The sequence below is a fragment of the Pseudomonas sp. Z1-12 genome, from assembly GCF_051132015.1.
In the GTDB taxonomy this organism is placed as follows: domain Bacteria; phylum Pseudomonadota; class Gammaproteobacteria; order Pseudomonadales; family Pseudomonadaceae; genus Aquipseudomonas; species Aquipseudomonas zanjanensis.
The window spans coordinates 1315339-1337377 of record NZ_CP071647.1; the positions used below are offsets into that span (position 1 = coordinate 1315339).

At 63.2% G+C, this 22039-nt stretch carries 21 protein-coding genes; 6 read left to right on the top strand and 15 right to left on the bottom strand.

The genetic code is table 11. The annotated features are described in order from the left end of the window. Positions 1–11: 11 nt before the first annotated feature. The 10 genes from pdeM to J3P85_RS05820 all read right to left on the bottom strand — a co-directional run bounded on the left by pdeM (position 12) and on the right by J3P85_RS05820 (position 13436). A complete protein-coding gene (pdeM, locus tag J3P85_RS05775) occupies positions 12–668 on the bottom strand; it encodes a ligase-associated DNA damage response endonuclease PdeM (protein ID WP_434705174.1) in 657 nt (218 codons plus the stop codon). Continuing rightward, on the bottom strand, positions 668–3154 hold the full coding sequence (locus J3P85_RS05780; RefSeq protein WP_434705175.1) for a ligase-associated DNA damage response DEXH box helicase: 2487 nt from the start codon (positions 3152–3154) through the stop codon (positions 668–670). The genes pdeM and J3P85_RS05780 overlap by 1 nt, the downstream gene beginning before the upstream one ends. Positions 3155–3560: 406 nt before the next feature. After that, the gene (locus J3P85_RS05785) at positions 3561–4325 is read right to left on the bottom strand and encodes an ABC transporter ATP-binding protein (protein WP_186708405.1); all 765 of its coding nucleotides are present in this window, start codon (positions 4323–4325) and stop codon (positions 3561–3563) included. Positions 4326–4338: 13 nt separating this feature from the next. Then, a complete protein-coding gene (locus J3P85_RS05790) occupies positions 4339–5457 on the bottom strand; it encodes a succinylglutamate desuccinylase/aspartoacylase family protein (protein WP_434705176.1) in 1119 nt (372 codons plus the stop codon). A 27-nt stretch (positions 5458–5484) separates the two neighbouring features. Beyond that, complete coding sequence (locus J3P85_RS05795) at positions 5485–6195, bottom strand: ABC transporter permease (RefSeq protein WP_053118991.1); 711 nt, start codon at positions 6193–6195, stop codon at positions 5485–5487. Then, entirely contained in the window at positions 6192–6920 is a 729-nt protein-coding gene (locus J3P85_RS05800; RefSeq protein ID WP_053118993.1) for an ABC transporter permease, read from the bottom strand. Before J3P85_RS05800 ends, J3P85_RS05795 begins: the two co-directional genes overlap by 4 nt. A gap of 57 nt (positions 6921–6977) precedes the next feature. Further along, the gene (locus J3P85_RS05805; RefSeq protein ID WP_434572005.1) at positions 6978–7760 is read right to left on the bottom strand and encodes a transporter substrate-binding domain-containing protein; all 783 of its coding nucleotides are present in this window, start codon (positions 7758–7760) and stop codon (positions 6978–6980) included. Positions 7761–8003: 243 nt separating this feature from the next. Continuing rightward, complete coding sequence (locus tag J3P85_RS05810; RefSeq protein WP_434705177.1) at positions 8004–9692, bottom strand: ATP-dependent DNA ligase; 1689 nt, start codon at positions 9690–9692, stop codon at positions 8004–8006. Continuing rightward, on the bottom strand, positions 9689–10720 hold the full coding sequence (locus J3P85_RS05815; protein ID WP_434705178.1) for a ligase-associated DNA damage response exonuclease: 1032 nt from the start codon (positions 10718–10720) through the stop codon (positions 9689–9691). The genes J3P85_RS05810 and J3P85_RS05815 overlap by 4 nt, the downstream gene beginning before the upstream one ends. Before the next feature lie 265 nt (positions 10721–10985). Further along, a complete protein-coding gene (locus J3P85_RS05820; RefSeq protein WP_434705179.1) occupies positions 10986–13436 on the bottom strand; it encodes a penicillin acylase family protein in 2451 nt (816 codons plus the stop codon). Positions 13437–13807: 371 nt separating this feature from the next. On the opposite strand from J3P85_RS05820, the gene J3P85_RS05825 reads away from it, so the two are divergent. After that, on the top strand, positions 13808–14365 hold the full coding sequence (locus J3P85_RS05825) for a cysteine hydrolase family protein (protein ID WP_434706325.1): 558 nt from the start codon (positions 13808–13810) through the stop codon (positions 14363–14365). 154 nt (positions 14366–14519) lie between these two features. Here J3P85_RS05825 and J3P85_RS05830 read toward each other — a convergent pair whose 3' ends face one another. The 4 genes from J3P85_RS05830 to J3P85_RS05845 form a co-directional block, all read right to left on the bottom strand. Further along, a complete protein-coding gene (locus J3P85_RS05830) occupies positions 14520–14723 on the bottom strand; it encodes an SEC-C metal-binding domain-containing protein (protein ID WP_434705180.1) in 204 nt (67 codons plus the stop codon). Between the two features lie 5 nt (positions 14724–14728). Next, on the bottom strand, positions 14729–15214 hold the full coding sequence (locus J3P85_RS05835; RefSeq protein ID WP_434705181.1) for an LEA type 2 family protein: 486 nt from the start codon (positions 15212–15214) through the stop codon (positions 14729–14731). A gap of 71 nt (positions 15215–15285) precedes the next feature. After that, positions 15286–15774: a YchJ family protein gene (locus tag J3P85_RS05840; RefSeq protein WP_186708421.1), complete on the bottom strand. Its 489-nt coding sequence runs from the start codon at positions 15772–15774 to the stop codon at positions 15286–15288. 2 nt (positions 15775–15776) lie between these two features. Next, a complete protein-coding gene (locus tag J3P85_RS05845) occupies positions 15777–16274 on the bottom strand; it encodes a DUF6231 family protein (protein ID WP_434705182.1) in 498 nt (165 codons plus the stop codon). A 191-nt stretch (positions 16275–16465) separates the two neighbouring features. Here J3P85_RS05845 and J3P85_RS05850 point away from each other — a divergent pair, with 191 nt between their 5' ends. The 4 genes from J3P85_RS05850 to J3P85_RS05865 all read left to right on the top strand — a co-directional run bounded on the left by J3P85_RS05850 (position 16466) and on the right by J3P85_RS05865 (position 19147). Continuing rightward, a complete protein-coding gene (locus tag J3P85_RS05850) occupies positions 16466–17161 on the top strand; it encodes an OmpA family protein (RefSeq protein WP_186708425.1) in 696 nt (231 codons plus the stop codon). 90 nt (positions 17162–17251) lie between these two features. Further along, positions 17252–17977, top strand: a complete 726-nt coding sequence (locus J3P85_RS05855) for an OmpA family protein (RefSeq protein ID WP_434705183.1) — start codon at positions 17252–17254, stop codon at positions 17975–17977. Between the two features lie 146 nt (positions 17978–18123). Further along, a complete protein-coding gene (locus J3P85_RS05860) occupies positions 18124–18396 on the top strand; it encodes a DUF1145 domain-containing protein (protein ID WP_186708429.1) in 273 nt (90 codons plus the stop codon). After that, positions 18389–19147 carry a collagen-like protein gene (locus J3P85_RS05865; protein ID WP_434705184.1) on the top strand — a complete coding sequence of 253 codons (759 nt, stop codon included), beginning with the start codon at positions 18389–18391 and terminating at the stop codon, positions 19145–19147. The genes J3P85_RS05860 and J3P85_RS05865 overlap by 8 nt, the downstream gene beginning before the upstream one ends. 138 nt (positions 19148–19285) lie before the next feature. Here the strand turns inward: J3P85_RS05865 and J3P85_RS05870 are convergent, their stop codons facing one another. After that, positions 19286–19750, bottom strand: a complete 465-nt coding sequence (locus J3P85_RS05870) for a CopD family protein (protein ID WP_434705185.1) — start codon at positions 19748–19750, stop codon at positions 19286–19288. 99 nt (positions 19751–19849) lie between these two features. Between J3P85_RS05870 and dinG the strand changes: the two genes are divergently transcribed. Then, positions 19850–21994 (top strand): ATP-dependent DNA helicase DinG, encoded by a 2145-nt coding sequence (gene dinG / locus J3P85_RS05875; protein WP_434705186.1) that lies wholly within the window; start codon positions 19850–19852, stop codon positions 21992–21994. Positions 21995–22039 lie beyond the last annotated feature (45 nt).

Genomic DNA, 22039 nt, shown 5'->3' on the forward strand with positions numbered 1-22039 from the left:
GGCGAAGGGCTTCAACTGACAGGCCATATCTCGTTATCGCCAATGACAAAAATCCTGCAATCGTTGTCCTGATCGACTCGATAACCGCCCGTGAACGCACCGAAGGCCGGTAGCAGGCTGATCTCGCTACCCAGGCGGAAACAGGCCAGGCGCAGCCGTTGTCGGCCCTTGCCGCTCAGGTGATAGACCGGGTGTACGTGACCGGCCAGCACATGGCGGCTGGCGTGCGGAGTGGGCTCGTGTTGCACGGCGAACGGGCCCAGCAGCAGCGGCTCCGGTACGACGCGAATATTCAGCTCCGGCGGTGGGTCGCCGGCGCGCTTGTCATGGTTGCCACGAATCAGCGTCATGGCCAGGTGCGGATGTCGCGCACGCCAATCGGAAAGGGCCTTCAGGGTGCCGGGCGCGTGAGAACCCGGGCCGTGGAGAAAGTCCCCGAGGAAAATCAGCTGTCGACACGCCAGGCTGGCCAGTAACCCATCCAGCACAGCGATGTTGTTGGCGGTGGTGCCGTGGGGCACCGGTTGTCCGAGGCTGCGATAGGCGGCGGCCTTGCCAAAATGAACGTCGGCCACCATCAAGGTTTCCTGGGCGGGCCAGTACAGGGCTTTTTCCGGAAGCAGCCAGAGTTCTTCCCCAGCGAGGTTGACGGGATAAGGCGCAGGCATCAGGCGTCACCGCGATCGGCGGTCTTTTCCAACTCGTTGACCATCCGCCGGATGCGGTCGGCGAGTTTTTCCGAGCTCATGCTTTCCCGGAACCGCTCCACCAGCAGCGGGAAGCCGAGCGGGGTGGGGCGCTTGATCCTGTGCAGGTCCAGCTTCAAGGTATTGAGGCGTTGCAAGGTCTGCTCCAAACGATTGATATCCAGTTCCTCACGCAAGACTTCCTCCCCGGCCTGGGCCAGCAAGAGATTGTCGGCGTCGTATTGCTTGAACACTTGGAAGAACAAGCCACTGGAGGCCTGGACTTGCCGGGTGCTTTTTGGCGCACCGGGATAGCCGGCGAAGACCAGCCCGGCGATCCGGGCGATTTCGCGAAAGCGCCTGAGGGCCAGTTCCCCAGCGTTCAAGCTTGCGAGCACGTCGGCCAGCAGGTGATCGACGCTCAGCAGGCCCGGGGTCAGGTGGTGCGACCAATCCACTGCCGTGGCGCTGAGCAGTTCCAGGCCGTAATCGTTGACCGCAATGGAAAACGTCACCGGCTGTTGCCGACTGACGCGCCAGGCCAGCAGGCTGGCCAGGCCCAGATGAACCTGGCGCCCGGCAAACGGGTAGAGGAACAGGTGCCAGCCTTCCCGGGATTTGAGGGATTCGGCCAGCAGGGTGTGCTGCGTGGGCAAACCGGACCAGCGTTGCTGGGTCGTCAGCAAGGGCTGCACCGCTTGCATTTCCGGCCCCTCAAAGCGGCCGGCGGCGGCTTCGCTCAAACGGGCCACGACGGCGGCCGCCAGTTCACTGGAGAGCGGCATGCGCCCACCGTTCCAACGTGGCACGGCGGCCTTTTTGGCCTGGCTGCGTCGCACGTAGGCGGTCATGTCTTCGACCCGGACCAATTCCAGCAGCCGCCCGGCGAACAGGAAACCGTCACCGGGGCGCAGGCGAGCGATGAAACCTTCCTCGACGCTGCCCAGGGTCTTGCCGCCGCCGCCCTTGCTCCAGAACTTCAATTGCAGGCTGGCATCGCTGACGATCGTGCCGATGCTCATGCGGTGGCGCCGGGCCAGGCGCGCATCGGGGACTCGCCAGATCCCGTGTTCGTCCGGCTCGACCCGTCGGTAATCGGGGTAGGCGGTCAGTGACAAACCGCCATGGCGTACAAAGGCCAGGGCCCAGGCCCATTCGGCCGGGTTGAGGTCGCGATAGGCCCAGGCCCCCCGCACCTCCGCGAACAGCTCGTCGGGAACGAAGCCGCCGCCCAGGGCCATGCTCACCAGATGCTGCACCAGGACATCCAGCGGTTTGTGGGGTGACAGGCGAGGTTCGATGCGTCGTTGGGCCACCGCGTCCTGGGCGGCAGCGGCTTCGATCAATTCCAGGCTGTGGGTCGGCACCAGCGTCACCCGTGAGGTCCGCCCCGGTGCGTGGCCGGAGCGCCCGGCCCGTTGCATCAGCCGCGCCACACCCTTGGCCGAGCCGATCTGCAGTACCCGTTCCACCGGCAGGAAATCCACCCCCAGGTCCAGGCTCGACGTGCAGACCACCGCCTTGAGCTGGCCGTCCTTCAACGCACGCTCCACCCAATCCCGGGTGTCGCGGGACAGCGAGCTATGGTGCAGGGCGATCAGCCCGGCCCAGTCGGGCCTTGCTTCAAGGATGGCCTGATACCAGATTTCCGACTGCGCCCGGGTATTGGTGAAGACCAGGCAACTGCGACTGGCGTCGATTTCGGCGACGACCTTGGGCAGCATCTTCAGGCCGATGTGCCCAGCCCACGGGAAACGTTCGAGGGCCGGAGGCAGCAGCGTGTCGACCAGCAGCGCCTTGCCGTTGGCGCCCTGCACGCTGGCGCCGTTGCCTTGCGGGATCAACACCTGTTCGGCGTGGGCCTGGTTGCCCAGGGTTGCGGACACGCCCCAAACGATGAGTTCGGGGTGCCAGTGCCGCAAGCGCGCCAGGGCCAGTTGCAGTTGCACGCCCCGTTTGTTGCCGAGCAACTCGTGCCATTCATCCACGACCACCATGCGCAGGGTCGAGACGGCGGCGTGCGCGTCGGCTCGGGCGAGCATAAGGGTCAGGCTTTCGGGCGTGGTGATCAGCGCGGTGGGCAGGCGCCGGCCCTGGCGGGCGCGTTCACTGGGGCTGGTGTCGCCGGTGCGCAGGCCGACACTCCACGGCAGTTGCAGGTCTGTCAGGGGCGCTTCGAGGGCTTTGCCGGTGTCGGCCGCCAAGGCGCGCATCGGCGTGATCCACAGGACTGTCAGCGGTTCGGCCGGCGGCTTGCGTTTGCGCGGTTTGTCCGGCGGCGGTGTCGGGCGGGCGAAACGGTTGAGGGCGGCAAACCACACGGCGTAGGTCTTGCCGGCACCGGTGCTGGCATGCAACAGCCCGGACTCCCCACGCTTGACCGCGGCCCATACCTGCTTTTGAAAGGCGAATGGCTTCCAGCCGCGGGCATCGAACCACTGTTTCGCGAAATTGTTGGATGTCGCCATGCCTGCCGCGTGCGCCCTGAAGGTCTTCTTCCAGTGACCACGGCGAGATGGGAAAGGTTTTATCCAGGACATCGGGGCAAGCGTGCTTTTGTGGCGAGGGAGCTTGCTCCCGCTGGGCTGCGAAGCGGCCCTCTGGATCTGGATGACACGCTGCAAGGGGAGGCTGCGCCTCCAGCGGGAGCAAGCTCCCTCGCCACAAAGGCAGCGCCTGGCGCCGAATGCCAGTCAGTTAAGCAGCAAACCTGTGGGAGCAAAGCTTGCTCGCGATTGCGGTAAGCCAGCCGACTAAGATATTGGCGACTCTGCCGCTATCGCGAGCAAGCTCGCTCCCACAGGTTTTATGCCGTTTGTTTCTAAACTGACAGGCATTGGCACCTGGCGCCTCCTTTTCAGGGGAGGCCGAGGTCTATTTCAGGTTGCCACTGAGAAACTGCTTGAGCCGTTCGCTGGTGGGATTGCCCAGCACGTCTTCCGGCGCGCCTTCCTCTTCCACCAGGCCCTGGTGCAGGAACAGCACCTGGTTCGAGACCTTGCGGGCGAAGCTCATTTCGTGGGTCACCATGATCATGGTCCGGCCTTCTTCAGCCAGGCCCTGGATCACTTTCAGCACTTCGCCCACCAACTCCGGGTCCAGTGCCGAGGTGGGTTCGTCGAACAGCATCACCTCCGGTTCCATTGCCAGTGCACGGGCAATGGCCACCCGCTGTTGCTGGCCGCCGGAGAGGAACGCCGGGTACTGCTCGGCGACCCGCGCTGGCAGGCCGACCTTGTCGAGGTAACGTCGGGCACGGTCGTCGGCTTCCTGCTTGCTCACCCCCAGCACCCGGCGCGGTGCCATGGTGATGTTTTCCAGCACGGTCATGTGGCTCCACAGGTTGAAGTGCTGGAACACCATGGCCAGGCGCGTGCGGATACGTTGCAGTTCGTCGGCGTCGGCCACGTGCATGCCGTGGCGGTCCTTGATCATCTGGATCGACTGACCGTCCAGGGTCATGGCGCCATCGTTGGGTTGTTCCAGGAAATTGATGCAGCGCAGGAAGGTACTCTTGCCCGAGCCGCTGGCACCGATGAGACTGATGACGTCGCCGGTCTTGGCCTTGAGCGAAACGCCCTTGAGTACTTCATGTTCGCCATAGCTTTTATGCAGGCCTTCGATGGTCAGTTTGTACATGGAGCATGCATCCTCAAGGCGAAAGTAGGTAGCCGCTGCGGTAGGCCTCGGTGCCGGCGACATGGGCGATCACCATGCCGGCCGTGGCCATGCGGCGCAGCGAACGGGCGTACAGCAGCCCGGCGTTACGGCAATGAACGGGGGTGACGGTATCGTTGATCGGGTCGATGATTTCCGCGATCAGTTGCCCCGCCTCCAGGTATTCGCCGGGCAAGGCGCTGTAGACCAGCAACCCGCCCACGGGCGTCGCCACCGGCTCGACCGCGGCCAGCGGCGTGGCCGGGTAGGGCAGCTCGGGCATGGGCATCGGTTCGCCGTCGATGGCGCCGAAGCGGATCAAGTACTCGATCAAGGCCTGGCAGTCGAGGCTCGCCAAGCCGTGGTTGACGTCGCCCTGGCCGCGCAACTCCACGGTGACCGAAAAGCTGCCCAAGGGAATCTCGAAGCGGTCGCCGAAGCGTTCCTTGAGCTGCCACCAGAGCAGGGTGAAGCATTCGTCGAACGACTGGCCGCCCGAATCGGTTGCCAGCAGGCTGGCTTCGGCACCGATGTAGCGGGCCAGCGGCTCGACCTGGGGCCAGGCTTCGGGCGTGGTGTAGAGGTGGGCCACGGCTTCGAAGTCGCAATGCAGGTCCAGCACCATGTCGGCGTCGCAGGCCAGTCGCTGCAGGGCCAGGCGCAGGGATTGCAATTGCGTACCTGGGGTTTGCCGGGCGAGGGCATCGCGCAGGCTGGTGCGGATCAGCATCAGGTTGTGCTGCGGATCGTCGGTGAGCAGGTCCTGGATCTCGTTGCCGATCTCCTCGCTCAGGTCGACGAAGCGGCGGTTGAAGTTCTGCCCGCTCTCGGTTTCGTAGCGGCCCAGGGGCACGTCCATCAGCACTTGTTCAAGGCCGATGGGGTTGGCGACGGGCACCAGCACGATCTCGTGCCGCAGGTGGCCCGACGCCTCGAGCTCGGCCAGGCGTTGCTTGAGGTGCCAGGCGACCAGCATGCCCGGCAGTTCATCGGCGTGCAGGGACGCCTGGATGTAGATTTTGCCGACGGCGTTTTCCGGGCCGAAGTGGAAGCTGTGGATCTTGCGCGCTGTCCCCGGTACCGGGGCCAGCAGGTCATGGATCTGATGGCGCATGTGCGTGTGTGTCCTGGAACAAAAGCCTTAGTGGGTCGGCCCGAGGAAGGCCAGCCATCGGCGTTCGGCGAGGCGGAAGAGGCCTACCAGCGCAAAGGTGACGGTCAGGTAGATCAACGCGGCGATCCCGAACGACTGGAACGTCAGGAACGTCGCCGAGTTGGCATCCCGGGCGACTTTCAGCACGTCTGGAACGGTAGCGGTGAACGCCACGGTCGTCGAGTGCAGCATCAAGATGACTTCGTTGCTGTAGTACGGCAGCGAGCGGCGCAGGGCCGACGGCATGATCACATAGGCATACAGTTTCCAACCGGTCAGGCCGTAGGCCTTGGCCGCTTCCACTTCGCCATGGTTCATGCTGCGAATTGCCCCGGCGAAAATTTCCGTGGTGTAGGCGCAGGTGTTCAAGGCGAAGGCCAGGATCGTGCAGTTCATCGCATCGCGAAAGAAGCTGTCGAGCATGGGTTGGGCGCGCACCGCCTCGATGCTGTAGATGCCGGTGTAGCAGATCAGCAGTTGGATATAGAGCGGCGTGCCCCGGAACAGGTAGGTGTAGAACTGCACGGGCCAGCGGACGTAGAACTTGGGGGAAACCCGGGCGATGGACAGCGGGATCGACACCACGAAGCCGATCAGCAGCGAGGCGCTGAGCAGCCACAGGGTCATCGCCAGGCCGGTGATGTTGACACCATCGCTGTAGAGAAACGGCCGCCAGTATTCTTGCAGGAGTTCGATCATCGCACCGCCTCCCGGGCTCCGGCGGCGTAGCGGCGTTCAAGCCAGCGCAGGATGAAGTTGGACGCGCTGGTGATCAGCAGGTAGATCAATGCCGCCAGCACCAGGAAGTAAAACAGCTGGTAGGTGCTCTTGCCCGCGTCCTGGGCCGCCTTGACCAGGTCGGCCAGGCCGATGATCGACACCAGCGCGGTGGCCTTGAGCATCACCATCCAGTTGTTGCCGATACCCGGCAAGGCAAAGCGCATCATTTGTGGAAAGACGACGTAGCGAAAGCGCTGGCCACGCTTGAGGCCATAGGCGGTGGCGGCTTCGACCTGGCCGCGGGGGACCGCGAGGATCGCGCCGCGAAAGGTTTCGGTGAAGTACGCGCCATAGATGAAGCCGAGGGTAATCACCCCGGCGCCGAATGGGTTGATCTCGATGTATTCCCATTCCATGAAGTCGGTAAACGAGGTCAGCCAGGTTTGCAGGCTGTAGAAAATCAACAGCATCAGCACCAGGTCCGGCACGCCGCGGATCAGCGTGGTGTAGAGCTGGGCGGGGATTCGCAGCAGTTTGACGCGGGACAGCTTGGCGCTGGCGCCCAGCAGGCCGAGCAGGACGCTCAACAGCAAGGACAGGGCCGACAGCTTGATGGTCATCCAGGTGCCTTGCATCAGCAGCGGGCCAAAGCCCTGCAGGCTGAAGGCCGAGAGCCCCAGACTTTGTAGGAATTGTTCGAACATGGACGTTGCCTTTGGCAGAAAAAAGACGCCCACCCGAGATCGGGTGGGCGCCGCGCATTATTTGCCGCTGTACAGATTCAGATCGCCAAAGTGTTTTTTCTGGATCTCGGCGTATTTGCCGTCGTCGTGTAACGCTTTGATACCTTTATCCAAAAGGGCCTTCAGCTCTTTGTTACCTTTCTTGATACCGATGGCGGTCTTGGATGGCAGGAGTTCGCTGTCCACTGGCTTGCTGACTTCATAGCCTTCGCCTTTTGGCGACTTCAGGAAACCCAGCTCAGCCTGGAGCATGTCCTGGATCGCGGCGTCGAGGCGGCCGGAGGTCAGGTCGGAATAAACCTGGTCCTGGTTCTGATAGGCCTGGGTCTTGACGCCGGCCTTGTCCAGCACGGCCTTGGCGTAGGCTTCCTGGATGGTGCCTTGCTCGTAGCCGACGGTCTTGCCTTTGAGCGAGGCAACGTCTTCGCTCAGGCCCGAGCCCTTCTTGAAGACATAGGCCGTTGGGCCGGAGAACAGCTCGCTGGAGAAGTCGATAGCCTTTTCACGGGCCGGGGTAACGGTCATGGAGGAGATCACGCCGTCGAATTTATTGGCCTTCAGGCCCGGGATCATGCCGTCGAAATCGCTTTCAACCCATTTGCATTTGACCTTCAGCTCTTCGCAGATCGCATTGCCCAGGTCGATGTCGAAACCCACCAGGCTGCCGTCGGCGGCCTTGGACTCGAACGGAGCGTAGGAAGGGTCGACACCAAAACGCAGTTCCTTGTATTCCTTGGCCGTGGCAACGCCAGCGGCCATGCACAACGCCAGTGCAGAAAGGGTCAGCAGTGCTTTTTTCATTATTGAGTCCCTAAAACCAATTTGAGCGCTTGTGGCGCGTAAGATTGTTACCGGTGAAGGTCTGAACGGTATGACGGCATAAAGGTAGCAATTTCCGCACCATAGTGCCGAACAGGTGTTTTAAAAGCACGGGTGGCGAAAGACGGAACGCGATGGTGCGCGAGGCTGAGCGTACATCAAAAAGCGCACCGGGATGGAGCGTGCTGTTCGTTGGCACCGCACTTTTGTGGCGAGGGAGCGGTGTTATTTCAGCAGGTCCTGGAGCGTTGCCAATGTGTCGGCTTCGTCGACGCTCTTGTCCTGGCGCCAGCGCAACATTCGCGGAAAGCGCACGGCGATCCCGCTCTTGTGGCGCTTGGACAGGGCGATGCCTTCGAAGCCCAGTTCGAACACCAGGGTGGGCGTGACGCTGCTCACCGGGCCGAACTTCTCCACGGTGGTCTTGCGCACGATGCTGTCGACCTGGCGCATCTCGGCATCGGTCAGGCCTGAATAGGCCTTGGCGAACGGCACGAGGGTGCGTTCGCGACTGCCCGGCGGGTTGTCCCACACCGCGAAGGTGTAGTCGCTGTACAGGCTGGCGCGCCGACCGTGACCGCGCTGGGCGTAGATCAGCACCGCGTCGACGCTGAACGGGTCGATCTTCCATTTCCACCACACGCCCATGTCCTTGGTCCGGCCAACGCCGTACAGCGCGTTGCGGGCCTTGAGCATCATCCCTTCGACACCGAGGCTGCGAGAGGCTTCGCGCTGCCGGGCGAGGTCGAGCCAGTCCTGGCCGGTGACAATGGGTGAGGGCAACAACACCGGGCTGTGGAGACGGGCGATCAGCGCCTCCAGTTGTTCGCGCCGCTCGGCTTGGGGGCGGCTGCGCCAGTCCTCGCCTTGCCATTCCAGCAGGTCGTAGGCCATCACCACCACGGGGGCGTCATCGAGGATTTTCTTGCCCAGGGTCTTGCGCCCGATGCGCTGCTGCAACAGGGCGAAGGGTTGCACTGCCGGTTGCAGCGGTGCGTCGGGGTCGAAGGCGTCCTCGGTGACTGACTGCGGGGCTTTCCAGACCACGATTTCACCATCGATCACCGTGCCGTCAGGCAGCGCCTGGGCCAATGAGTGCAATTCCGGAAAACGTTCAGTGACCAAGTCCTCGCCTCGGGACCAGACCCACAAATGGTCGTCGCGCTTGATCACCTGGGCGCGGATCCCATCCCATTTCCACTCCACCTGCCAGTCACTGGCGGGCCCCAGCAACGCGTCGAATTGCTCCACGGGCGCGGACAACCCATGGGCGAGGAAAAACGGATAAGGCTGGCCGCCGCGCTGGGCATGCTCATCGTCGGATTCGGCGGCGATCAGCTTGAGGTAGCTGGCCGCCGTGGGGCGATGGGACAGATCGGTGTAGCCCACCAGTCGCTGGGCCACCCGTTTGCTGTCCAGCCCGGCCATGCTCGCCAGGGCCCGGGTCACCAAGAGCTTGGACACGCCGACGCGGAAACTGCCGGTGATGAGTTTGATGCAGAGCATCAGGCTCGGTCGGTCGAGCTGCGCCCATAGCGCCGGAAGCCGTTCAGCCAGGACTTCAGGCGATTCACCGCGCAACGGCAGCAGTTTCTCCTCGACCCACAGCGCCAGGCCTTCATCGGAGCTGTGGGGCGATTCAGGCAAGACTAACGAAATGGTTTCGGCCAGGTCGCCTACGGCCTGATAACTTTCCTCGAACAGCCAGAGCGACAACCCGCAGACCTGGACCGCCAAATCCCGGAGGATTTTTACCGGCACCAACTGCCGCGGACGCCCACCGGAGAGGAAATACACGGCCCAGGCGGCATCTTCCGGCGGTGCCTTGCTGAAGTAATCTTGCATGGCGGCAAGCTTGGCGTTGCTGGACGTGGTGGCGTCCAGTTCGGCGTACAGCTCGGCGAAGGCCTTCATGACGCCGCCTCGTCGCTGTCGACCGCCGTGGCGAGGTCTTCTTCATCGTCGCCGTACTCCGTGGTGAACCCCTGGGCGTCGAGGCCTTGCTCGCAGAGGTGGCGCACCAACACGGCGACCGACCCGTGGGTGACCATGACCCGCTCGGCGCCGGTCTGTTCAATGGCCCAGAGCAGGCCAGGCCAGTCGGCGTGATCGGACAGCACGAAACCTCGGTCTACGCCGCGTCGCCGACGCGTACCGCGCAGGCGCATCCAGCCACTGGCGAAGGCGTCGCTGTAGTCGCCGAAGCGGCGCATCCAGCTGCTGCCACCGGCAGAGGGCGGGGCGATGACCAGCGCCTGGCCCATGATTGGATCGTTCTTTTTGAAATCGCCGGCGTAGAGCGTCGGTGGCAGGTGAACGCCTGCCTCGCGATAGACCCGGTTCAGCGGTTCCACCGCGCCGTGGGCGAGGATCGGTCCGAGGCTTTCATCGATGCCGTGAAGAATCCGCTGGGCCTTGCCGAAGGAATAACAGAACAACACGCTGGCCCGGCCGGCGGCAATGTTTGCGCGCCACCACTGGTTGATCTCCTCGAAGACCTGCGCCTGGGGTTGCCAACGATAGATCGGCAGGCCGAAGGTCGATTCGGTGATGAAGGTATGGCACTTCACCGGTTCAAACGGCGCGCAGGTGCCGTCAGGCTCGACTTTGTAGTCCCCCGACGCCACCCAGACCTCGCCTTGGTACTCCAGCCGCACCTGGGCCGAGCCCAGGACGTGGCCGGCGGGGTGGAAACTCAAGGTTACGCCGTGGTGTTGCAGGCGTTCGCCGTAGGGCAGGGTTTGCAGGTTGATGTCCTGGCCCAGGCGGGAACGCAGAATGCCTTCGCCAGGTGCCGCCGCCAGGTAGTGTTGGTTGCCGCTGCGGGCATGGTCGCCGTGGGCGTGGGTGATGACCGAGCGTTCCACCGCGCGCCACGGGTCGATGTAGAAATCCCCGGGCGGGCAGTACAAGCCTTCGGGGCGGGCAATGACAAGATCCATGCAGTCACCGGAGCGATGGGCTTGTCAGGTAGAGGCGAGGGCGGGGGGAGAAGTTCTATCGGGTTTTCGGGGGGGATGGACGGGCGCCATCGCGAGCAAGCTCGCTCCCACACTGGATTTGTATCGAACCGGAATACCGGATTCAACACCGACCCCCTGTGGGAGCGAGCTTGCTCGCGATGGCTTCAGTCCAGACAACGCAGGACCTGTGGCGAGGGAGCAAGCTCCCTCGCCACAAATCCTGTCTCCAGGCCCGGGGTTGCAGTTACTTGCCAGGCACCAGGGTCAACCGCGTCTTGCCGTAGGCTCGATCGAAGTTCTGCGATTGCAGCGGCAAATTCTGGTATTGCCCCTTGATCCATGGATCGATGCCATTGGCATAGTGTGGGCTGACCGGGTTGCCGGACTGGCCGGTGCCGTCCTGGATCATCAACGGTTCAGGCTGGCCGAAGTCGACGATAAAACGCATGGCCGGCGCCAGGGTGGTGGCGAAATCCTGCCCCCAGGCAAACGACGCCGTGTTGAGCGTGGTGCTGTCTCCGCCGGCCGGTAGCGGGCCACGTACGATCTGGCCGTTGCTGTTTTTCCACGTATAACGATGCAACTGGCCCCACTGCCAGGCCTTGTGGTCACCGCCCAACTGGCTGTCACCGGCACTGATGGTGGCGGCCAGGCTGCGGGCGAGGATGACGGCCTTGTCTTCTTTCTGCGGTGTGCGCACATCGTCCCAGAATGGGCTGTCTTCGCGCCCCAGTAGATGATCGGCCTGGGCCGAGTAGGACAATTGGCCGTTGGCGACCAGCGCCTGCCACGCCGCGCTGCTGTCCGGGCCCAGCTCGTCGAGGAAAATCTGCTTCATGCTTTCCTGCAGGAACAGCCCATAGATCGCCGCGTCGGCGGAGGTCGGGCTGAGCCGGCCATCGAATGCCATCAAGCGGGTATAGGCCTCGCGGGCCTTGGCCCGGTCAGCCACCGGCAAGGCTTCGATCGCCTGTTTGAGCGGCTGGGCCATGCCCGGGGCTTCGAAGACGCGCTTGAGCTTGGCCGCGAACGTCGTGCTCTGGTCGTATTGCATGGCGGTCAGGCTGCGGGTGTCGTGCTTGCCCGCGCTGGCCAATTCGGCCATGCGTTCGCCACGCTCCGGTGCGCCCCAGGAGTTGGACAACTGCATGCCGTAGCCGTGGGGAATGACCCGTTGGTTGGCCGTGCCAAGCCAGCCCTGGGCCGGGTCTTGATCGTAGGGGTGCAACATCGGGTCGGCGTAACCGTCCCAATCGTAGCGACCGTCCCAGCCTGGCGATGGCAACAGGCCTTCGCCCTCGCGGCGGTTCGGGTAGCGACCGGTGACTTGCCAGCCGATATGGCTGGCGTCGGCAAAGACCAGGTTCACCGCCATGGCGCGGATTTCCCGGCTGGCATCGGAGGCTTTCTCGACGTTCTGTGCCCGGGACAGGTCGAAGAAGGCATCCAGGGTCTTGTCGTCGCTGAAGCTGGGTGTCTGCAAGGCCAGGCCAAAGCCGTTGGCCATGGCCGGCCCTTGGGCGCTGTTGAGCAACGGGCCATGGCGGGTTTCGAACACGGCTTCACGAATCGGTCGCTGGCCTTTGATGAAGTAGGTTTCGTTGCGCACGATCACCGGCTGCCATTTGCCGTTGACCTCGTAGGACAGGCTGTTGCCCTGGCGTCGGATTTTTTCCAGGAACAGGTCCTGGTTGTCTCCCAACACGCTGGTCATGCTCCAGGCCACCTTGCCGTTGAAACCGGCCAGGATCATTGGGATGCCCGCCACGGAAACCCCGGCCGCCTGGTACTTGGGCGCGCGGATCTGTACGGGACTCCACAGCCCCGGCATGCCCAGCGGCCCATGGCTGTCGCTGGCCAACAAGCTCTTGCCGCTGCGGCTGCGTTGCGGCGCGATGGCCCAGTTGCTTGCAGACGCAGCGCCCAACAGATTCAGCCCGGCCAACTGGCCGGTGGCCTTGCTGATTTCGTTCAGGCCTGGGATCTGGCCGTTGAGGCGCAGGCCCTGGAGCTTGTCGGCCTCGGTCACGGGCAGTTGCTCGTCCGGATAGGATGGGCTCAGCCAGGCGAGCTTATCGTTGTTGAGGGTCTGGGCCAGCACCAGGCTGGCGACTTCTTCCGGCAGGTTGGCTGACTGGCTGAAATTCAGCAGGCAGAACATCAGCGCCGAATCTTCCGGCTTCCAGTATTCAGGCTTGTAGCCAGTGGCGGTCAGGTCCGCCGGCAGCTTGTCACGGTAGCGGAACAGGTAGGCGTTGACGCCGCGGGCATAGACTTCAAAGAAACGCTTGAGCCGTGGCGAAGACGCCTTGTACAGCTCGTCGGCGTTTTTCTTCAGGTTGACGGCGCGCATGTAGCGGTCGACGTCCAGCCGTTCGGCGCCGGACATCTCTGCCAACCGCCCCTGGGCCAGCAGGCGCAGGGTGACCATCTGGGCAATGCGGTCGCTGGCGTGGACGTAGCCGAGGGTGAACAGGGCGTCATGGAAGCTGTTGCTTTCGATCAACGGCATGCCTGTGGCATTGCGCCGGACCGAGACGTTCTGCGCCAGCCCCTTGAGCGGCTGCACACCGGAAGTCGGCGGGACAGTGTCCTGGGCATTCCAGGTCTGGCATCCGCTCAAACCGAGCACACTGGCCACTGCGGCGGCAACGCCGAGCCGGGGGATAAGGGAAATAGAGGCTGGCGAGGCCATGGCAAAGCTCCTGCGGGAGGGGGTGGCACCAATAAAGGCGCTACGTTAGTGAGCAGGCGGGGGCCGCGCAAGCGGGGGCGAGGGTTATTTGTTGATTTAGCGATGAAAGCCCGGCCCGGAAGTACCGCTCACCCCAGGACGACTGTGAACCGTGGCGAGGGAGCTTGCTCCCGCTGGGCTGCGTAGCAGCCCCAAAACCATTCGAAACGGTGTGCCAGGAAAATACGGCTGGCAGGTTTTTACGATTGCTGCGCAACCGAGCGGGAGCAAGCTCCCTCGCCACAAGTCAGCGCGTTTGCTCGAGGCTTGCCTATTGGACAAGGGGATGCTCAAGTGTGGAACATTCAATGAACGAGCAAGAGAATACCGGCATGGAGCTACAGCACGACGCGGCGCTGATCCTCATCGATCAACAAAAAGGCATCCTTCACCCCAGGCTCGGCCCTCGCAACAACCCCGAGGCCGAGCTGCGCATGCTGGAGCTGCTGGCCTTCTGGCGACGCACGGCGCGGTCGGTGATTCACGTTCATCACTTGTCCCGTTCGCCGGACTCGGTGTTCTGGCCGGGGCAATCGGGGGTGGAGGTCCAGCCGCGGTTCGAGCCGATGGCCGGGGAACGGCTGGTGCAAAAACAGGTTCCGGATGCGTTCAGTGGCACGCGCCTGGAGCAAGACCTGCGCGAAGCCGGCATCGGGCAATTGGTGATCGTCGGTGTGGCGACGCACAACTCGGTGGAGTCCACGGCGCGCACGGCCGGCAACCTGGGGTTCGACACTTGGGTGGCCGAGGACGCCTGCTATACCTTCGACAAGACCGATTACTTCGGCAATCCTCGTTCGGCGGCCGAGGTGCATGCCATGTCCCTGGGCAACTTGCACGGTGAGTATGCGACGGTGGTGGGTGTGGAGCGGATTCTGCAGGCGGGCTGATACATATGCAGTGAATGTACCGACCTCATCGCGAGCTCGCTCCCACATTGATTCTTCGGCGATCATTAAATATCGCCTCACCGCAAATCCCCTGTGGGAGCGAGCTTGCTCGCGATGACGGTCTAACAGGCGAAAAACTTCTTCGCCCAGCCCCTCAAGCCCCGTGGCACTTCTTGAATTTCTTGCCATTGCCACACGGGCAAGCGTCGTTGCGACCGACATCCTTCAGGGCGTTGCGTACCGGCTCCTGGTGGGCGTGGCCGCAGTTCGGGCCGTGGACATGGCCGTGGTCATGATCGTGGTGATGGTCGTGATCGTGGTTGCAATCAGGGCCGTGAACGTGGGGTTGCTGGGTCATCGGGGTTACTCCGCAATTAAATCGGCGGCGATTATTACGCCATTGCGCTCAAGGTGCACGTAGTGGGCGATGAATAATCCGGTTTCCAGCTCACCTTCCAGACGATAGGGGATCTGTTCCCGGGGTTTCTCCAGCAGCTTCACCACTTCCCGCACCTGGGGCCACAGGTTGGTGCGCACCGGCACCTTGAAGTAGGCGCTGTGCCTGGGGCGCACGGTGAACCAGTGTTCATGCTCGCCTTCGGTCAGCAACAGCTCGCCCAGGTGGACACGGTAGGTCAGGCCACGAACGGTCAGGTCGCTGTCGCCGGGGTTGTCGACGCGAAAGTGCAGCATGAACCTCTGTTCCACCAGCCGGGCCCGGATCACCTCGACCTTGACCAGGTGCACCTGGGGCTCAGCGGCTTCATCACCTCGCCAGGAGGCACAGCCGCCGAACCCGAAGAACAGCAACAGGCAGGTGACGCGCAGCAAGAAGGATGGAAGGGTCATGTCCGTGCCTCTGGTTTATCCCCAGTCTAGCCCTATGGGCCGATGGACGGGCGTCGGACGTTTCCGAAAAATCAGCGGTTGAAGTAACCGGCGCAGCATTTCTTGAATTTATACCCGCTGCCGCACGGACAATCGTCGTTGCGTCCCGTCTTCACCGGCACGGTCGGGTCGATGAAGTACCAGCGCCCGTCGTTCTGCACGAACGAGGACTGTTCCCGGTGGCTATGCTCGCCCTGGCCATCGTGCCAGCGCGCCGTGAACGTGACGAAGGCGTGTTCCGGTTTACCGCCGAACACTTCGCTGCTTTCCACCTCCAGCCCCAACCAGGTGCTGTTGGCGCTCCACTCGCTGATCGACTGGCGATCAAGGCCTTGCTGCTGGGCGGGCAGGGTGGTGGCAACCAGGTAATCCACCAGGCCCAGCACATAGGCGCTATAGCGCGAGCGCATCAAGGCTTCGGCGCAGGGCGCCGGGTGACCGTCGTGATAGTGGCCGCAGCAGGCGTCCAGTGAATTGCCACTGCCGCAGGGGCAAATGGGTGATTGGGAGCTTGTGTTCACGGTTACCACCAATATTTTCCGAAGTTTTCCGGGTTGGCCCAGAAACGTGAGTTGAGCCAGTCGGGGACTTGTTTGTATTCAAGCAGATCGTAGGTGAACAGGGTCAGCACCTGATCGTCACGCTGGAATCGCTCACTGGCTTGCAGCGCCAGGGAGAAAAAGTCCGTCTCTTGCCAGCCGCAGGCAGTGAGGTCGGCCAGCACGGCGATGCGGCTGGCGTTGAGATTGCGGATGCCGCCCAGCAGGTTCAGGCCCTCGCGCTTGGGCAAATGCTCCAGGCAATCGAGTGCCAGGGCCAGGTCAAAACGGCGCGCCGCCACGTCCGCCGGCAGCGCGCCGGGGCCGGCGTGGACCACTTCGGTGTCGGGGTGGGCCTGCCGGAAGGCTTCGAGTGCGGGAAAGCCGCTGGCACCGATCAGCAGCAGTGTTTGCGGGGCATAGCGGTCAAGCACGGCCGCCAGGGCTTGCTGGGGCGTACGCGAAGAAATGGCAACGGTCATCGAAGTTCCTCAGTCAGAACCACCACGATAGCCTGCCCGGACATCATGGCCTAGAGCGGTTTGTCCCGGAATGTGCGCAAACGTCGTAAACACGGGGCGAAAACCCGCGATTGCTCAGGCTGGCGCAGATTCGAAGTCGGGTCTTTACTCCCCTGAATCGGCGCCAAGCCGATCCCTCAAGGAGAATCCCGATGAGCATAGTTCGGACAGCGTTACCCCTGGTTCTGCTAACCAGTGTGTTGACTGGTTGCGCAGGTTTGCAAAAAACCGACTGGCCGACCTGTGCGGCCGTCGGCGGCGCGATCGGCGCCGGATTGGGCGCCATAGAAAGCACTTCCTGGGCTGGCGGCGGCGCGTTGTACGTTGGCGGCATGGCGGCAGCTTATTGCTGGGTCAAGGGCGACGGCGACGAAGACGGCGATGGCGTGCCGGACAGCCGTGACAAATGCCCGGGCACACCGAAGGGCGTGCAGGTCGATGCCGACGGTTGCCCGCCGCCCGCACCGGCGCCGGTGGTCGAAGAAGCGGTCGTGGTCAAGGAAGAAACCATCGTGATCCGCGATGTGCACTTTGAGTTCAACAAAGCCACGCTGACCCCAGCCGACAAGGATGTACTGAGTACGGTCGCCACCCGCCTGAAGCAGGAAACGTCCACCGCGCAACTGAGTGTCACCGGCCACACCGACAGCGTTGGCAGCGATGCGTACAACCAGAAACTGTCGCAGCGGCGAGCCGATTCAGTGGTGAAATACCTGGTCGAAAACGGCGTGCCGCAGTCCAGTTTTGTCTCGGTGTCCGGCGCCGGTGAGAGCCAGCCGGTGGCCGATAACAAGACCGCCGACGGCCGCGCGATGAACCGCCGCACGGAGATCAAGATAAACCGTTGAAACCCTTGGCATCCGCGGCTTGTAGAGTTGCGGATGCGGGTCTTTACTCCTGTGTGACCGGTATGGGCCGGTGACACAGGAGCCTTCACCATGAACGTTCTAATCAGGGCCGCCTTACCGGTGCTGCTGGCGAGCAGTCTGTTGTCCGGTTGCGCCACTCACAGCGACGGCAGCGCACCCCTCAATCAACGCACCTGGCCAATCTGTAGCCTGATCGGCGGCCTTGTCGGCGGCGGGTTGGGGGCCATTGAAAGCAGCGGTTGGGCCGCTGGTGGCGCCGCCTTGGGGCTGCTGGGCGGTGGCTTGATCTGCTACGCCCAGGATGGCGATGAAGACGATGACGGCGTGTTCGACCGCCGCGACCGTTGTCCCGATACCCCAGCCAATACACCGGTCGAGCATCATGGTTGCCCGGTGCCGCAATACCCGGCCAGCGTGCCACCGGTCGAACCGCAAGCGCCGACTAGCGAGGTCATTACCCTCAACGACGCGGGCAAGGTGCTGTTCGATTTCGACAAATCCGATCTCACCGCAGAGGCTCGAAGCCAGCTCGATGGGCTGATGGGCAAGCTCAGCCATGCCAATGTCGCCAGCATCCGGGTAGTGGGTCACACCGACAGCGTCGGCAGCGATGCCTATAACCAAGGGCTGTCCGAACGTCGCGCCAGTAGCGTCGTGGAGTATTTGCTGACCCAGGGACTCGCCCCCGACAAACTCACCAGCGAAGGCAAGGGCGAAAGCGAGCCGGTGGCCGACAATGAGACCGACGAAGGGCGCGCGCAGAATCGCCGGGTCGAATTGCATCTCCAGCGCTGAGCTGCGGGCCAGAGCTGCCGGATCGTCGGGAGGGCGATCCGGTCGGCGGGGGCTCGGGTTGGATTAAATTTGCCTGGCCCTCTGGCTTATCCGGCGCGCAAGCCGTTACTGTGCGCGCAAAGAATAATTCTCCATCAGGGTGGCGTATGAAGGTGTTTTGGGGGCTGGGGCGCTTGCTGACCCTGCTGTTCTGGCTGGTGGTGCTGGTCAATTTGGTCGTGCCGTTCGTCCATCCGCTGCATCTGCTGGTCAATTTCGCCGGTGCTTTTTTGCTGGTGCTGCATGTGCTGGAACTGCTGTTGTTCCGGGCCAGTTTCCGTGGCCGCGCCGCCCCTGGCCGTGACCGCCTCAGAGTGCTGCTGTTCGGCATCTTCCATCTGCAAACCCTCCCGACCGCGCCAGAGGCTTCCCATGCGTAAATTGTGTCTGCTTGCCGCACTTGTATGCCCGTGGGCTTCGGCCCAGGTGCTCCAGGTCGAAAGCCATTCGTTGATGCGCCTGCCCAACACCACCAGCACACTGACCCTGGAACGCCTGGAAGTGGCCGATTACGGCACGCTGTTGGTGCCGTCCAATGTCACTGAGTTGTCCATCGACCAATTGCACCTGGGACGTGAAGCGCGGATCGCCATCGTGCCGGCGCAGCAGGCATTGGAAATGAAAGTGGCCCGGGCTGAATTGGCCGAGGGCAGCCAGATCACTTCACGGGGCGCACCGGGTACCTACACCAAGGCCGCGCGGCCGGGGCGCGATCTCAACCTGCGTTTCAAGGTGTTGAATGGGCTCTTGTTGTCGGTGGACGCCCGTGGCGGCACCGGTGCACCGGGTTACGTGGGGCTCGACGGTGCCAATGGCCAGGCACCGGGTTGCACCTGGGGCTCGGCCGGTCGCGGTGCCGACGGCAGCAATGGCAGCGATGGCCAGCCGGGCGCCGCCGGTGCGCAGGTGCGCCTCGAACTGCCCCGGGCCTATCCTGCCGAGCAGATCAAGGTCACGGTGGATGGCGGTGCCGGTGGTCCGGCGGGACACGGCGGCAAGCCTGGGGCGGGCGGCAAGGCCAAGGGCTGCGTGGTCTATACCGCGGATGGCGGCAAGAGCGGTCGCCCTGGCGCCGACGGCCAGCCCGGGCCTGCCGGAGCGGCGGGGACGGTGACGGTGCAGCGGTTCTAAAGAAACATCTCGTTTCTGACCTGTTGAAAGACCTGTGGGAGCGAGCTTGCTCGCGATAGCGTTGTTTCAGTCGATGAAGTATCCCCTGATACACCGTCATCGCGAGCAAGCTCGCTCCCACAGGGTTTTATGTGATTTTCAGAACATCGGCCGCGCCGCGCCGATCGCCACCACCAGTAACCCGATCAACAAGTTGATCCCCACCAACCGCCGGATTTTCCCGAGCACCGCCGCACCCGCCGGCCAGTCCTGCGCCGTTACGGCGTTACGCAAAACGGGCAGTTGCAAGCCCTGGATGCGGATAAACAGTGCTGTCATCACTATGTACAGCCCCATCATTATCTGCACATAACGCGGCGCGGTTTCGAAACCGGCGAAGCGCAGATGGATCAGGCCGACGCCGCTGATCGGCAAAAGCACCACCGCCACCCAGACCCAGACGAAAAAACGCTGAAACACTTCTACCCATAACTTGAGCCGGGCAGGGCCCTCTAGCGCCGTCATTGCGGCGGGACGCAGGATCATCCAGGCGAAGAACATGCCGCCGACCCAGATCAGGGCCGCCAGTAAATGCAGGGTGTAGACGAGGGCAAAGGGTGTCATTGGGTTACTCCGTTCTGCGCAGGATTCATTAGCGGGGTATGATAGCCGCCGATCCGAACCACTGAAAATTTATCCAGCGTTTTTAGCGCCCGACCATTCATGATCAGCACCGAACTCAAAACCACGATCCAGGGCGCCTATTCGCGTTTTCTCGAAGCCAAGAGCCTCAAGCCGCGATATGGCCAGCGCCTGATGATTGCCGAAGTGGCAAAAGTCCTGGGTGACATCGACACCGACGACGAAGGCCGGCGCAGCGGCGAGCCTGCCATCGTGGCGGTGGAGGCCGGCACCGGTACCGGCAAGACCGTGGCCTACAGCCTGGCGGCGATTCCGACTGCCAAGGCCGCTGGCAAACGCCTGGTGATCGCCACGGCCACCGTCGCCCTGCAGGAGCAGATTGTCTACAAGGACCTGCCCGACCTGATGCGCAACAGCGGGCTGAACTTCACGTTCGCCCTGGCCAAGGGGCGCGGGCGCTACATGTGCCTGTCCAAGCTCGACATGTTGCTCCAGGAAGGCCACGCCCAGACCGCCACGGCCCAGTTGTTCGAAGAAGAAGGCTTCAAGATCGAGGTGGATGAAGCCAGCCAGAAGCTGTTCACCAGCATGATCGAGAAGCTGGCCGGCAATAAATGGGACGGCGACCGCGACAGCTGGTCCACGGCCTTGGAAGACGCCGACTGGTCCCGCCTGACGACCGACCATAGCCAGTGCACCAACCGCCATTGCCCTAACTTCGGCCAGTGCGCCTTCTACAAGGCCCGGGAAGGCATGGGCAAGGTCGACGTCATTGTCACCAACCACGACATGGTCCTGGCCGACCTGGCCCTGGGCGGCGGTGCGGTGCTGCCGGACCCGCGCGACACGATCTACGTGTTCGACGAAGGCCATCACCTGCCGGACAAGGCCATCGGTCATTTCGCCCATTACACCCGGCTGCGCTCCACCGCCGATTGGCTGGAAACCACCGCCAAGAACCTCACCAAGCTGTTGGCCCAGCATCCGCTGCCGGGCGACCTGGGCAAGTTCATCGAGCAGGTGCCGGAGCTGGCGCGGGAAATCAAGACGAACCAGCAGTTCATGTTCACCGCGTGCGAGCAAGTGGCCGATTTCAAGCCCGGCGAAGACGTCGAGGGCCGCGAGCGGCCACGCCACCGGTTTGTCGGCGGGGTGATTCCTGAACACATGCGCGAAATGGGCATCGAGCTCAAGAAAGGTTTCGCGCGCCTGACGGATCTGTTCACGCGGCTGACCGACCTGCTCAAGGAAGGCATGGATGGCGAGGTCAGCATTGGTATCGCCAGCAACCAGGCCGAGGAGTGGTATCCGCTGTTCGGCAGCCTGCTGTCCCGCTCTCAAGGCAATTGGGAACTGTGGACGGCCTTCACCGCCGAAGACCCGGAAGACAACCCGCCGATGGCGCGGTGGCTGACCCTGGCCGAAAGCGGTTCGCTGTTCGACATCGAGGTCAATGCCAGTCCGATCCTGGCGGCGGAAATGCTGCGGCGCAACCTGTGGAACGTGGCCTACGGCGCGCTGGTGACCTCCGCCACCCTGACCGCCCTCGGCACGTTCGACCGCTTCCGCATGCGCGCCGGCCTGCCGAAGAAAGCCGTGACCGCCGTGGTGCCAAGCCCCTTCCACCACGCCGACGCCGGTGTGCTGCGGGTGCCGGACCTCAAGGCCGACCCACGGGATGCGGCCGGCCATACGGCCGCGATCATCCGCGACCTGCCGGAACTGGTGGAGGGCTCACGGGGCACGCTGGTGCTGTTTTCCTCGCGCAAGCAAATGCAGGACGTATTCGATGGCCTGGACCGTGACTGGCGCAAGCAGGTGTTCATCCAGGGCAACCTGTCGAAGCAGGAAACCCTGAACAAGCACAAGGCACGAGTCGACGGTGGCGATTCCAGCGTGTTGTTCGGCCTGGCGAGCTTCGCTGAAGGCGTGGACTTGCCCGGTGCCTATTGCGAGCACGTGGTGATCGCTAAGATCCCCTTCTCGGTTCCCGACGATCCGGTAGAGGCGGCGCTGGCCGAGTGGATCGAAGCCCGCGGAGGCAATCCGTTCATGGAAATCTCCGTGCCGGACGCTTCGCTGAAGCTGGTCCAGGCATGTGGCCGCTTGCTGCGCACCGAAGAAGACCGCGGCACCATCACCTTGCTCGACCGCAGGCTGGTGACCCAGCGCTATGGCAAGGCGATCCTCAATGCATTGCCGCCGTTTCGGCGAGAGATTTCCTGATACGTGCAATGACCTGCTGTGGCAAGGGCGCTTTTGTGGCAAATG

What these genes read in the sequence shown, in the direction of transcription:
- pdeM (WP_434705174.1), bottom strand. Translation starts at nt 668, where the DNA reads ATGCCTGCGCCTTATCCCGTCAACCTCGCTGGGGAAGAACTCTGGCTG.
- J3P85_RS05780 (WP_434705175.1), bottom strand. Translation starts at nt 3,154, where the DNA reads ATGGCGACATCCAACAATTTCGCGAAACAGTGGTTCGATGCCCGCGGC.
- J3P85_RS05785 (WP_186708405.1), bottom strand. Translation starts at nt 4,325, where the DNA reads ATGTACAAACTGACCATCGAAGGCCTGCATAAAAGCTATGGCGAACAT.
- J3P85_RS05790 (WP_434705176.1), bottom strand. Translation starts at nt 5,457, where the DNA reads ATGCGCCATCAGATCCATGACCTGCTGGCCCCGGTACCGGGGACAGCG.
- J3P85_RS05795 (WP_053118991.1), bottom strand. Translation starts at nt 6,195, where the DNA reads ATGATCGAACTCCTGCAAGAATACTGGCGGCCGTTTCTCTACAGCGAT.
- J3P85_RS05800 (WP_053118993.1), bottom strand. Translation starts at nt 6,920, where the DNA reads ATGTTCGAACAATTCCTACAAAGTCTGGGGCTCTCGGCCTTCAGCCTG.
- J3P85_RS05805 (WP_434572005.1), bottom strand. Translation starts at nt 7,760, where the DNA reads ATGAAAAAAGCACTGCTGACCCTTTCTGCACTGGCGTTGTGCATGGCC.
- J3P85_RS05810 (WP_434705177.1), bottom strand. Translation starts at nt 9,692, where the DNA reads ATGAAGGCCTTCGCCGAGCTGTACGCCGAACTGGACGCCACCACGTCC.
- J3P85_RS05815 (WP_434705178.1), bottom strand. Translation starts at nt 10,720, where the DNA reads ATGGATCTTGTCATTGCCCGCCCCGAAGGCTTGTACTGCCCGCCCGGG.
- J3P85_RS05820 (WP_434705179.1), bottom strand. Translation starts at nt 13,436, where the DNA reads ATGGCCTCGCCAGCCTCTATTTCCCTTATCCCCCGGCTCGGCGTTGCC.
- J3P85_RS05825 (WP_434706325.1), top strand. Translation starts at nt 13,808, where the DNA reads ATGGAGCTACAGCACGACGCGGCGCTGATCCTCATCGATCAACAAAAA.
- J3P85_RS05830 (WP_434705180.1), bottom strand. Translation starts at nt 14,723, where the DNA reads ATGACCCAGCAACCCCACGTTCACGGCCCTGATTGCAACCACGATCAC.
- J3P85_RS05835 (WP_434705181.1), bottom strand. Translation starts at nt 15,214, where the DNA reads ATGACCCTTCCATCCTTCTTGCTGCGCGTCACCTGCCTGTTGCTGTTC.
- J3P85_RS05845 (WP_434705182.1), bottom strand. Translation starts at nt 16,274, where the DNA reads ATGACCGTTGCCATTTCTTCGCGTACGCCCCAGCAAGCCCTGGCGGCC.
- J3P85_RS05850 (WP_186708425.1), top strand. Translation starts at nt 16,466, where the DNA reads ATGAGCATAGTTCGGACAGCGTTACCCCTGGTTCTGCTAACCAGTGTG.
- J3P85_RS05855 (WP_434705183.1), top strand. Translation starts at nt 17,252, where the DNA reads ATGAACGTTCTAATCAGGGCCGCCTTACCGGTGCTGCTGGCGAGCAGT.
- J3P85_RS05860 (WP_186708429.1), top strand. Translation starts at nt 18,124, where the DNA reads ATGAAGGTGTTTTGGGGGCTGGGGCGCTTGCTGACCCTGCTGTTCTGG.
- J3P85_RS05865 (WP_434705184.1), top strand. Translation starts at nt 18,389, where the DNA reads ATGCGTAAATTGTGTCTGCTTGCCGCACTTGTATGCCCGTGGGCTTCG.
- J3P85_RS05870 (WP_434705185.1), bottom strand. Translation starts at nt 19,750, where the DNA reads ATGACACCCTTTGCCCTCGTCTACACCCTGCATTTACTGGCGGCCCTG.
- dinG (WP_434705186.1), top strand. Translation starts at nt 19,850, where the DNA reads ATGATCAGCACCGAACTCAAAACCACGATCCAGGGCGCCTATTCGCGT.